General features: G+C 72.7%; 8 protein-coding genes. 3 read left to right on the top strand and 5 right to left on the bottom strand.

Going from position 1 to position 11,964, the window contains the following annotated elements; translation table 11 throughout:
* From IE274_RS31430 to IE274_RS31420, 3 genes are all read left to right on the top strand, one after another.
* Positions 1 to 4,674, top strand: coding sequence for an ATP-dependent helicase (locus IE274_RS31430; RefSeq protein ID WP_190119336.1), 4,674 nt, complete (start codon positions 1 to 3; stop codon positions 4,672 to 4,674).
* Between the two features lie 626 nt (positions 4,675 to 5,300).
* On the top strand, positions 5,301 to 6,101 hold the full coding sequence (locus IE274_RS31425; protein WP_190119335.1) for an Fpg/Nei family DNA glycosylase: 801 nt from the start codon (positions 5,301 to 5,303) through the stop codon (positions 6,099 to 6,101).
* A 108-nt stretch (positions 6,102 to 6,209) separates the two neighbouring features.
* Positions 6,210 to 6,986 carry an SDR family NAD(P)-dependent oxidoreductase gene (locus tag IE274_RS31420; protein WP_190119334.1) on the top strand — a complete coding sequence of 259 codons (777 nt, stop codon included), beginning with the start codon at positions 6,210 to 6,212 and terminating at the stop codon, positions 6,984 to 6,986.
* An 892-nt stretch (positions 6,987 to 7,878) separates the two neighbouring features.
* Here IE274_RS31420 and IE274_RS31415 read toward each other — a convergent pair.
* The 5 genes from IE274_RS31415 to rimO all read right to left on the bottom strand — a co-directional run bounded on the left by IE274_RS31415 (position 7,879) and on the right by rimO (position 11,952).
* Positions 7,879 to 8,349, bottom strand: coding sequence for a Dps family protein (locus IE274_RS31415; protein WP_190119333.1), 471 nt, complete (start codon positions 8,347 to 8,349; stop codon positions 7,879 to 7,881).
* Between the two features lie 298 nt (positions 8,350 to 8,647).
* Positions 8,648 to 9,022, bottom strand: a complete 375-nt coding sequence (locus IE274_RS31410) for a helix-turn-helix domain-containing protein (protein WP_030362858.1) — start codon at positions 9,020 to 9,022, stop codon at positions 8,648 to 8,650.
* A gap of 109 nt (positions 9,023 to 9,131) precedes the next feature.
* A complete protein-coding gene (locus tag IE274_RS31405; protein WP_190119332.1) occupies positions 9,132 to 9,716 on the bottom strand; it encodes a CinA family protein in 585 nt (194 codons plus the stop codon).
* Positions 9,716 to 10,426: a CDP-diacylglycerol--glycerol-3-phosphate 3-phosphatidyltransferase gene (pgsA, locus tag IE274_RS31400; RefSeq protein WP_190119331.1), complete on the bottom strand. Its 711-nt coding sequence runs from the start codon at positions 10,424 to 10,426 to the stop codon at positions 9,716 to 9,718. The genes IE274_RS31405 and pgsA overlap by 1 nt, the downstream gene beginning before the upstream one ends.
* Positions 10,423 to 11,952 (bottom strand): 30S ribosomal protein S12 methylthiotransferase RimO, encoded by a 1,530-nt coding sequence (gene rimO, locus IE274_RS31395; protein ID WP_190119330.1) that lies wholly within the window; start codon positions 11,950 to 11,952, stop codon positions 10,423 to 10,425. The genes pgsA and rimO overlap by 4 nt, the downstream gene beginning before the upstream one ends.
* Positions 11,953 to 11,964 lie beyond the last annotated feature (12 nt).

Below are 11,964 nucleotides of genomic sequence, written 5' to 3'. Positions count from 1 at the left end.
ATGGTCAGGTCCGCACGCAGTCACGACGATGCCCTCGACGGCTTCTCCCCCGCGACCCGCGGCTGGTTCTCGGGGGCCTTCTCCGCGCCCACGTCCGCCCAGGCCGGGGCGTGGCGGGCGATCGGCGAGGGCTCGGACGTGCTGGTGGTCGCCCCGACCGGCTCCGGCAAGACCCTGGCCGCCTTCCTCGCCGCCCTGGACCAGCTGGCCTCGACCCCGACCCCGGCCGACCCCAAGCAGCGCTGCCGCGTGCTGTACGTATCGCCCCTGAAGGCCCTCGCGGTCGACGTGGAGCGTAATCTGCGCAGCCCGCTCACGGGCATCCGCCAGGAGTCCGTGCGCCTCGGCCTGCCCGAGCCCGAGGTGCGGGTGGGCATCCGCTCCGGGGACACCCCCGCGGCCGAGCGCCGCGCCCTGGCCATGCGCCCGCCGGACATCCTGATCACGACGCCGGAGTCGCTGTTCCTGATGCTCACGTCGGCCACGCGGGACGCGCTGACGGGCATCGAGACGGTGATCCTGGACGAGGTGCACGCCGTCGCGGGCACCAAGCGCGGGGCCCATCTGGCGCTGTCCCTGGAGCGGCTGGACGCGCTCCTGAAGCGCCCGGCCCGCCGCATCGGCCTGTCGGCGACGGTCCGCCCCGTGGACGAGGTCGCCCGGTATCTGTCGCCGCAGCGCCGGGTGGAGATCGTCCAGCCCACGTCGGGCAAAGAGTTCGACCTCTCTGTAGTGGTGCCGGTCGAGGACCTGGGGGAGCTGGGCGGCTCGCCGGTGGCGGACTCCGACCAGGGGGCGGAGCGACCGTCGATCTGGCCGCACGTGGAGGAGCGCATCGCCGACCTCGTGCAGGCGCACCGCTCGACGATCGTCTTCGCCAACTCCCGCCGCCTGGCGGAGCGCCTGTGCAACCGGCTCAACGAGATCGCGTACGAGCGCGCGACGGGCGAGGCTCTGCCGGACGACCACAGCCCGGCGGAGGTGATGGCGCAGTCCGGCGCCGCGCAGGGCGCGCCGCCCGTCCTCGCCCGCGCGCACCACGGCTCGGTCTCCAAGGAGCAGCGCGCCCAGGTCGAGGAGGACCTGAAGGCGGGCCGCCTGCCTGCGGTCGTCGCCACGTCCAGCCTGGAGCTGGGCATCGACATGGGCGCGGTGGACCTGGTGGTGCAGGTCGAGTCGCCGCCCTCCGTGGCGTCCGGTCTCCAGCGGGTGGGGCGCGCGGGGCACCAGGTGGGCGCGGTCTCCACGGGCGTCGTCTTCCCGAAGTACCGCGGCGACCTGGTCCAGGCCGCCGTCGTCACGGAGCGGATGCGCACGGGCGCCATCGAGTCGCTGCGAGTCCCCGCCAACCCCCTGGACGTGCTTGCCCAGCAGCTCGTCGCGATGGTGGCCCTGGACAGCTGGCAGGTGGACGACCTGCTGAGCCTGGTCCGCCGTGCCGCACCGTTCGCCTCGCTCCCGGAGTCGGCGTTCACGTCCGTCCTGGACATGCTCGCCGGCCGCTATCCCTCCGACGCCTTCGCGGAACTGCGCCCGCGCGTGGTGTGGGACCGCGTCGCGGGCACCGTCACCGGGCGGCCGGGGGCACAGCGCCTGGCGGTCACCTCCGGGGGCACGATCCCCGACCGCGGCCTGTTCGGCGTCTTCCTCGCGGGCGCCGACCCGAAGAAGGGGGGCGGCCGTGTCGGCGAGCTCGACGAGGAGATGGTCTACGAATCCCGCGTGGGCGACGTCTTCACGCTCGGTACGAGCTCCTGGCGCATCGAGGACATCACGCGCGACCGCGTCCTGGTCTCCCCCGCCCCCGGCGTCCCGGGGAGGCTGCCGTTCTGGAAGGGCGACCAACTGGGCCGCCCGCTCGAACTGGGCCGTGCGCTCGGCGCGTTCCTGCGCGAGGTCGGCTCGCTCCCGCAGGACGACGCGCGCGCCCGCCTCCGCGCCGCGGGCCTCGACACCTGGGCCGCGGACAACGTCTTGACGTACCTCACCGAGCAGCGCGAGGCCTGCGGCCACATCCCGGACGACCGCACGATCGTGGTGGAGCGCTTCCGCGACGAGCTGGGCGACTGGCGCGTGGTGGTGCACTCCCCGTTCGGCGCCCAGGTGCACGCCCCCTGGGCCCTGGCCCTCGGCGCCCGCCTCACCGAGCGGTACGGCATGGACGCCCAGGTCATGCACGCCGACGACGGCATCGTGCTGCGCCTGCCCGACGCCGACCTGATGGGCCTGGACCTGCTCGACCAGGACCCGGCGGGCCTCGACCCCTCCGTGGAATCGACGCTCGACCCGGAGAAGGCACCCGTGGGCGCGGGAGACGTGGCCTTCGACAAGGGCGAGGTCGGCCGGCTCGTCACCGACCAGGTGGGCGGCTCGGCACTGTTCGCCTCCCGCTTCCGCGAGTGCGCCGCCCGCGCGCTGCTGCTCCCGCGCCGCAGCCCCGGCAAACGCACGCCCCTGTGGCAGCAGCGCCAGCGCGCCGCCCAGCTCCTGGAGGTCACCAGCGAGTTCGGCTCCTTCCCGATCGTCCTGGAGGCGGTCAGGGAATGCCTCCAGGACGTCTTCGACGTACCGGGCCTGACCGAGCTGATGGGCGATATCGAGTCCCGCCGCGTCCGCCTCGTCGAGGTCACCACCCCGGAGCCGTCCCCCTTCGCCCGCTCCCTGCTGTTCGGGTACGTGGCCCAGTTCCTGTACGAGGGCGACTCACCGCTCGCCGAGCGCCGCGCCGCCGCCCTGTCCCTGGACTCCCGTCTCCTGGCCGAACTGCTCGGCCAGGCCGAGCTGCGCGAGCTCCTCGACGCGGACGTCCTCGCCACCCTGGAGCAGGAACTCCAGTGGCTCACCGACGACCGCCGCGCCAAGGACGCCGAAAGCGTGGCCGACCTGCTGCGTCTCCTCGGTCCGCTCACCGACGCCGAGCTGGCCGCGCGCGGCGCGGAGCCCGAGTGGGCCGAGGAGCTGGCAGGCGCCCGCCGGGCCATCCGGGTCCGTGTCGGCGGGGCCGACCACTGGGCGGCGATCGAGGACGCGGGCCGCTTGCGGGACGCGCTCGGCACGGCGCTGCCGGTCGGCGTCCCGGAGGCCTTCACCGAGCCCGTCAAGGACCCCTTGGGCGATCTCCTCGCGCGCTATGCCCGCACCCACGGCCCGTTCACGTCCGCCGCGGCCGCCGCCCGCTTCGGCCTGGGCGCGGCGGTCACGGACGGGGCCCTGCACCGCCTGGCGGCCAGCGGCCGTGTCGTACAGGGGGAGTTCCACCCTGCCGGGATCGGCCAGGAGTGGTGCGACGCCACCGTCCTGCGCCGACTGCGACGCCGCTCCCTTGCCGCCCTGCGGCACGAACTGGAACCGGTGCCACCGGCCGCTCTCGCCCAATTCCTGCCCCAGTGGCAGCACTTGAGCGGCCACGGCCTGCGTGGCGTCGACGGCCTGGTGCGCGCCGTCGAGCAGCTCCAGGGCGCGTCGGTCCCGGCGTCGGCCCTGGAGAAGCTGGTCCTGCCCTCCCGGGTCACCGGGTACGCCCCCGCGATGCTCGACGAGCTGACGGCGGCCGGGGAGGTGGTCTGGGCGGGTGCCGGAGCCCTCCCGGGCAAGGACGGCTGGATCAGCCTGTACTTGGCGGACGCGGCCCCGCTGCTGCTCCCGCCCCCGCACCCTCTGGAGCTGACCGCGCTCCACCAGTCCGCCCTGGACACCCTCTCCGGAGGCTACGGCCTGTTCTTCCGGCAGATCGCCGACCAGATCCGCGCGACCACGCACCCGGACGTCTCCGACCCCCAAATCGCCGACGCCGTCTGGGACCTGGCGTGGTCCGGCCGCCTCACCAACGACACGCTCGCCCCGATGCGCGCCCTCCTGGGGTCGGGGCGCACGGCTGGTTCCACGGCCCACCGCGCGAAGCGCAGCATCCCACGCGGGCGGTACGGCTCACTGACGGCCGCGGCCCGCCCCGCCTCCCGCACCGGCCCGCCCACGGTCGCGGGCCGCTGGTCCCTGCTGCCCGCCCGTGAGCCCGACCCGACGCTGCGGGCCCACGCCCTGGCCCGCACGCTGCTCGACCGACACGGCGTGGTGACCCGCGGGGCGGTCGGGGCCGAGGGCGTGGAAGGCGGCTTCTCGGCGGTCTATCGCGTCCTCTCGGCCTTCGAGGACAACGGCCAGACCCGGCGGGGTTACGTGGTGGAGGGCCTCGGGGCCGCGCAGTTCGCGATGGACGGCGCGGTGGACCGGCTGCGGGCCGGGGCCAACGCCCGTGAGCGCGGGGACGGTGCCCGGCCGTCCGACGCCCAGGCCGTCGTCCTGGCCGCCGCTGACCCCGCCAACGCCTATGGCGCCGCCCTGCCCTGGCCCGAACCACCGGCCGAGGCAGGCCACAAGCCCGGCCGGAAGGCGGGGTCCCTGGTGGTCCTGGTGGACGGCGAGTTGACCCTCTACATGGAGCGGGGCGGCAAGTCACTGCTCGCCTGGTCCACCACCACACCGGACGGCTCGACCGAGAACCCCCGCCTGCCCGCGGCCGCGTCAGCGTTGGCCTCCGCGGCCAAGGCAGGAGCCCTGGGCACAGTCACCGTGGAACGAATCAACGGCTCCCCCGCCCTGACATCCCCCCACGCCCCCCTCCTGGAACAATCCGGCTTCCACGCCACCCCCCGAGGCCTCCGCATCCGCGCCTGACCCATCCCCAGCCCCGCCCCCGAGGGCCGCAAGCTCCCCTCTCCCCTCACACATCCAGGAACCCCCGGGCCTGGGTCCGTGCCCTCCCCCAACATCACAGGCGCCGCCGGACTGGACTGTGCCCACCTCCCCGAAGCAGTCGACTTCACTCGAGCTTGGGCACCCCCATCCCCCTGTGGGCGGCCCAGCTGCCCACAGCAGAGGCAGACACCCCCAGCCGACCCGAAGCCCGAACGCGACACCCCCACCGAACCGCTCACCGCCATCCGAACCGGAGGGGACGTGCCGGTATGTCCGCGCGCAGCTCGGCCCACCACGACGCACGTACACGAAACGTTCCGAACGACACACACGCGAGCACGGACATACCGGCACGGCCCCGCCCCACCACCGGAGAGAAGGCGAGAGAACCGCAACCACCCCACCGGAGAGAAGGCGGGAGGACCTCACCCCACCACCGGAGAAGAGGCGAGAAACAGCAACCCCGGCCCCCGGGGCCAGCACACACCCCCACGCCCACACACCCTCACCACCCAAGGCGCCCCCGCCACCCAAGGCGCCCCCGCCAGCAAAGGCGCCCCCGCCAGCAAAGGCGCTCCCGCCAGCAAAAGTGGAACGCTGGCCCCATGCCCGAAGGAGACACCGTCCACCAGGCGGCCCACCGCCTCCACGCAGCCCTAGCCGGCCACCCCCTCACCCGCTCCGACCTCCGCGTCCCCAAGCTGGCCACCACCGACCTCACGACCCGCACCGTCCTGGACGTAACCGCACGCGGCAAACACCTCCTCACCCGCGTGGAAGGCGGCCTGACCCTGCACTCACACCTGGGCATGGACGGCTCCTGGCGCGTGTACACCCCGCAGGAACGCTGGCGCGGGGGCCCCGCCCACCAGATCCGCGCCGTCCTCGCGACCGCCGACCACACGGCCGTCGGCTACCGCCTGCCGGTCCTGGAACTGCTCCGCACGACCGACGAGCACCGCGCGGTGGGCCACCTGGGCCCGGACCTCCTGGGCCCCGACTGGGACCCCGAGCAGGCGCTGAGCAACCTGCGCGCGGACCCCGAGCGCGCCCTGGGCGAGGCGCTGCTGGACCAGCGGAATCTCGCGGGCATCGGCAACATCTACAAAAGCGAACTGTGCTTCCTGCTCGGAGCCACTCCCTGGCTCCCGATCGGCGAGCTGCCCGAGGAGAAGGCGACCCGCCTCGCCCCCCTGGCGAAGAGGCTCCTAGAGGCCAACCGCGACCGCCCGGCGCGTACGACGACGGGCAGCACCCGCCCCGGCCAGCGCCTGTACGTGTACGGCCGCGCACCCCGCCCCTGCCTGCGCTGCGGCACCCCCCTGCGCTCGGCGGACCAGGGCGAACCCACCCGCAGACGCCCCACGTACTGGTGCCCGACCTGCCAACAGGGCCCCACTCCCTGACCGAGCGGAACCACCCCACCGACCGAAACACCCACCCCGGACAACCCCACGCACCACGTACATACCGACTAGTTGACGACCCGTCAGATATCGCCGTACGGTCCCGCCATGCCCCTATCGGCGTACGACCTCACCGACCGCACCGCGTTCGTCACAGGCGCCGCCAGCGGAATCGGCCGCGCCACCGCCGTACTGCTCGCCGAGGCGGGCGCGGCCGTGCACTGCGCCGACCGCGACGCCCAAGGCCTGAAGGAGACGGCGACCCGCATCAAGGCGGACGGCGGCACGGCGTTCACGTACACGTTGGACGTGGCCGACAAGGCGCAGGTTGAGGAGGCCGTGGCGGCGACGGCCGCGACGACGGGCCGACTGGACGTGCTGGCGGCCATCGCCGGGATCATGCACAGCAGCCCCGTCCTGGAGACCCGCGACGAGGACCTGGACCGGGTCCTGGGCGTGAACTTCAAGGGAGTGCTGTACACGTGCCAGGCGGCGGCCCGCGCGATGATCGACGCGGGTACGGGCGGCAGCATCGTGACGATGGCGTCGAGCGCCGTCGACACCAGCCACCCCGGCCTGCTCTGCTACGCCTCGGCGAAGGCGGCCGTCGTACAGCTGACGAAGACGCTGGCCACGGAGGTCGGTGCGCACGGCATCCGCGTCAACGCAGTGGCTCCGGGATGGACGCGTACGCCGATGACGCACCGCCACGAGGAGGAGGCGCAGGCAGCGACCGAGGCGGCCCTGGCCCGCAGGTCGCCCCTGGGCAGGGTCGGCGAACCGGAGGACGTGGCGCACGCCGTACTGCACCTGGCGTCGGACGCGTCGTCGTTCACGACGGGCCAGATCCTCCGCCCGAACGGCGGCGTCGCGATGCCTTGGTGACCCGGGCCCGCCCCGCCCGGCTCCTCGACCTCACCCACACCCACACCCACACCCCTGCCCTAGGGCGTTTCTGACGGCTCTTGAAACCGTCAGATGGCTGTCACGGGTGTGGGCGCCGGGGCGAGCAGCACCTCGCGGGGCAGCTCCCGTTGCGCCGACGATCTCCCTGGCGGCCGACCAAGAGCCATCAGAAACGCCCTAACCCTCGCCTACCCCGCACCCCGTACCCGCTCCGAACCCCGACCACGATCACCACTCTGACCCCGACCGCGACCCCGTCCGCGCCCCCGCCCAGCAACCCCCGCAGCCCGCGCCTTGGCCACACAGTGCACCGGCAGCAGACTCAACCCCCACCCCCCGGCGGCGATGGTCCCTTCAAGGACCCCCGCCTCGGGCTCCAGGGCGAGCCGGAAGACCGCCCACCACCACAGCGCGGAGAGCCCCAGCGCCGGCGCCCACCGCACGATGCGCCCCGCCACGGCTTTCACCTCCCGCCAGGAGCCGGGCCGACCGCACGGCCACACACGGAGCCCGCCCGGACCAAGGCCGGACGCGGGCTTTCCGAGTCTCCCCCGCCCCACTCCACCCCGCATCCGATGAGCGCACGGCGCCGACGCAGCACCCGCGCGGGAGGTGATCCGCATGGACCGACATTCCCAGCCGCCCCGCCGAGCGGCCAGGACAGCACTCGGCCACCGCACACGGTCCGGTCGGACCCGTCCGGTCCGCCGAGACATTCACCGGCCCTGCGCGAGGCACCCCGCCCCGGCCAACGGCCCCGCAGAGGCACCCGTCGAGGAGACCAGGACGCCCCAGGCACCCAGGAATCCGGGCATCCGGACACCCCGGCACCCGGACACCCGGGCACCCACCCAAGGCGCCCCCGCCAGACCTATCCGTTCTCGGCCTGGAACATCCAATGATGCTTCTCCAGATCAGCCGTGATCTGGATGAAGATGTCCTGGCTCACCGGATCCGCGTCGCCGGTGGCACCCACCCGCTTCCGCATCCGCGTGATCACCGCTCCGAGCGCGTCCACGAGCGCTCCCACGGCGTCGGTGTCCTTGACCCAGCCGTCGGGAACCTGGCCGATACCGCTGCTCGACGCCACCGTCCCGGCCCGCCCGTCGGGCGAGACACCGAGGGTGGAGGCGCGTTCGGCGACGGTGTCGGAGTGCAGCCGGGCGGTGTCGACGACCTCGTCGAGCTGCAGGTGTACGGAGCGGAAGCGCGGGCCGACCACGTTCCAGTGGATCTGCTTGGCCACCAGGGACAGGTCGACGAGGTCCACGAGGGCACCCTGCAGCGCCTCGGACACAGTCTTCAGATCGTCGTCGGGCAACGGGCTCTTCACGACGTACATCGTTTCCTCCGCGTCTTGACTGTCTTCGGCTGTCTTGACTGCCTTCGGCTGTCGGTTGTCGGTTGTCCAAACAGTGCCGCTCAAAACACCATCAACCATCGCGCAAGCCCACCATCACGGCCACTTCGGGCACCGAGCGGAAGCAACGGGGCAGGGGCAACGAGCAGAGGCCCCAGGCGGTGCGAGCAGGCGGTGGGAGCAGGCAGAAGCGACAGCCGGAAACGTGGGCGGAAACACAGCGAAAGCCCCGGCCGGATGACCCGGCCGGGGCTCTCTGTGCGCGTTAGGGGCCCGAACGTCAGGCGGCGACGACGTCGACCGCTTCCGCAGGCGCCTTGATGGTCACCCGTTCCGGTGGCACACCGGTCACCGAGACGGAATTGAGCATCGGACGCATCGGTGCTCGCACCGGTTCCGTAGCCGCTGCCGACTGGGCCAGCTCGGCGAGCGAGAGCTCGTCGCTCACTTCTCGCATGAGCTCGGACATCCGTACGTCAAGCGCGTCGCAGATCGCGGAAAGCAGCTCGGAGGAAGCCTCCTTCTGCCCCCGCTCCACCTCGGAGAGATAGCCGAGTGAGACTCGGGCGGACGAGGAGACTTCGCGCAGAGTACGGCCCTGGCGCTGGCGCTGCCGACGCAGCACGTCACCCAGCAGGCGACGGAGCAGAATCATCGGTGGCTCCCTCCTCGGACCGCGTAGCCGCATCCTTCACGCCCCACCGTACCGCCTTGCGCGGCGGCCGTGCGGGGAGCGATGTCGTGTTCACTCAGGGCTGCAAACATCAAGTCCCCCCGTTCTGTTCCGTATCCTGTGCCCGCTCGTTCCTGACGCGTTCTCCGGAGAGCTGCCGAAGGAGCAGTCCCAGCACACTGCGTACGCTCTCTCTACGGATTTCCGTACGGATTCCGTTCAACCTCAGGCCGGCCACATTCCCCTCAGAGCGAAGCCGGGAACCAGGCCCCACAACCGCGACGAACACCGTCCCGACCGCCTGTCCGTCCTGCGGATCGGGTCCGGCGACGCCCGTCGTGGCGAGCCCCCAGTCCGCGCCGAGAAGCTCGCGCACACCGGCGGCCATCTGCAGGGCGACCTCGCCGTCCACGGCCCCCCGGGCGGCGAGCAGCTCGCCGTCGACCCCGAGGACTTCCCGTTTCAGCTCCGTCGCGTACGCCGTCACGGACCCGCGGAAGACCCGCGAGGCACCCGGCACCGACGTTACCTCGGCGGCCACGAGACCGCCGGTCAGGGATTCGGCGACCGCCAGCGTCTCACCACGCTCGGCGAGCAGCCGCAGCACCTCGGCGGCACCCCCGGCCTCATCACCGGCCCAGGCGCCCGCATCGGCCCCCGCCGGCCCCCCGGACATCACTTCGCGGCCCCCCGCTCCGGCTCCGGGTCGGTCTCGGCCTCCTCCTGCGCCGCCGCGCTCGCCGCCATCCCTTGCCTGCGCAGCACCACGGCCTGCTTCACGTAGTCGAGCCCGGTGACGACGGTGAGGACGACGGCGACCGCCATCACCCAGAACCGCAGCGTCGCGAGCGGGCCGGTCAGCGCCAGGACGTACATCCCGACCGCCGTGCCCTGCGCGAGCGTCTTCATCTTGCCGCCGCGACTGGCCGGAATCACGCCGTAGCGGATCACCCAGAAGCGCAACAGCGTGATCCCGAGCTCGCGCCCGAGGATCACGCCGGTCACCCACCAGGGCAGATCGCCCAGCCAGGACAGACAGATCAGCGCCGCCCCCATGATCGCTTTGTCGGCGATGGGGTCGGCGATCTTCCCGAAGTCCGTGACCAGGTTGTACGTGCGGGCGAGGTGACCGTCGAAGAGGTCGGTGATCATGGCGATGGCGAAGGCCGCCCAGGCGAACGAGCGCCAGGCCGGGTCGTAGCCGCCGTTGCCGAGGAGCAGCATCACAAAGCCGGGCACGAGCAGCAGCCGGACCATGGTGAGCAGGTTCGCGACGTTCCACAGGCTGGCCTGGTCGACCGCCGCGGCGCCCAGCTTCCCGCCGCGCACCGGCTTCGCGCCGTGCGCGCCGGAGCCGCCCGCCGCGGATGCCGGGACTTGGGTCATCTGCCCGTCCCTTCGCCGACGCCCCGGGACCGGCCCGCACCGGGGCCCTCGGGGCCGGCTCCGGCCCCGTCTCCCAGGAGCTCGCACTGCTCCGCCACCAGATCCACGCCTTCCGTACCGACCACCTTTGCCACGACCATACGGCCGACGTGCAAGGGCTCCCCAGCCGTCGCGTCCGCGAATCGGATCTGGCCGTCCGTCTCGGGCGCCTGGTGCGCGGCGCGACCGATGGCGCCGTCCTCGTCGTCGACGGCCTCGATCAGCACCTCGAGGCGCTCGCCGAGGCGCTCCTCGGCGCGCTGGGAGGTCAGCTCCTCCGCGAGCCGCGAGACCCGCGCGAGCCGCTCGTCGACGGTGTCCTGGTCGAGCTTGTGCTCGTACGTGGCCGCTTCGGTGCCCTCCTCGTCGGAGTACCCGAAGACGCCGATGGCGTCGAGCCGCGCGCCCGTGAGGAACCGCTCGAGCTCGGTGACGTCGGCCTCGGTCTCGCCGGGGAAGCCGACGATGAAGTTGGAGCGGACACCGGCCTGCGGCGCCTTCTCGCGGATGGTCTCCAGGAGCTCCAGGAAGCGGTCGGTGTCTCCGAAGCGGCGCATCGCGCGCAGCACGCCGGGCGCGGAGTGCTGGAAGGAGAGGTCGAAGTACGGGGCGACCTTCTCCGTGGACGTCAGGACGTCGATGAGCCCGGGGCGCATCTCGGCGGGCTGCAGATAGCTGACCCGGACGCGCTCGATGCCGTCGACGGCGGCCAGCTCGGGCAGCAGCGTCTCCAGGAGGCGGATGTCGCCGAGGTCCTTGCCGTACGAGGTGTTGTTCTCGGAGACCAGCATGACCTCCTTGACGCCCTGCTCGGCCAGCCAGCGCGTCTCGCCGAGCACGTCCGAGGGGCGGCGCGAGATGAAGGAGCCGCGGAAGGACGGGATGGCGCAGAAGGAGCACCTGCGGTCGCAGCCGGAGGCCAGCTTCACCGAGGCGACCGGGTTGGTCCCCAGACGGCGGCGCAGGGGCGCACGCGGCCCGGAGGCGGGCGCGACGCCGTCGGGCAGGTCCACGGGCGCGTGGCCCGGCAGCGCGACCTCTGTGCCCGCCTCCTGGCGCTCCGCGGGGCTGATCGGGAGCAGCTTGCGGCGGTCGCGGGGGGTGTGCGAGGCGTGGATGCCGCCGTTGAGGATGGTCTGCAGGCGGTCGGAGATGTCGGCGTAGTCGTCGAAGCCGAGGACGCCGTCGGCTTCGGGCAGCGCTTCGGCGAGGTCCTTGCCGTAGCGCTCGGCCATGCAGCCGACGGCCACGACCGCCTGCGTCCGGCCGTGACCCTTGAGGTCATTGGCCTCGAGCAGGGCGTCTACGGAGTCCTTCTTGGCGGCTTCGACGAAGCCACAGGTGTTGACGACGGCGACATCCGCGTTCTCGGCGTCCTCCACGAGGTCCCAGCCGTCCGCCTCCAAGCGGCCTGCGAGCTCCTCCGAGTCCACCTCGTTACGGGCGCAGCCAAGCGTGACAAGGGCGACGGTGCGGCGTTCGGGCATGGAATCAAGACT

The organism is Streptomyces flavofungini (assembly GCF_014650815.1).
GTDB lineage: Bacteria > Actinomycetota > Actinomycetes > Streptomycetales > Streptomycetaceae > Streptomyces > Streptomyces flavofungini.
This window is presented reverse-complemented; position numbering and strand designations above follow the sequence as displayed.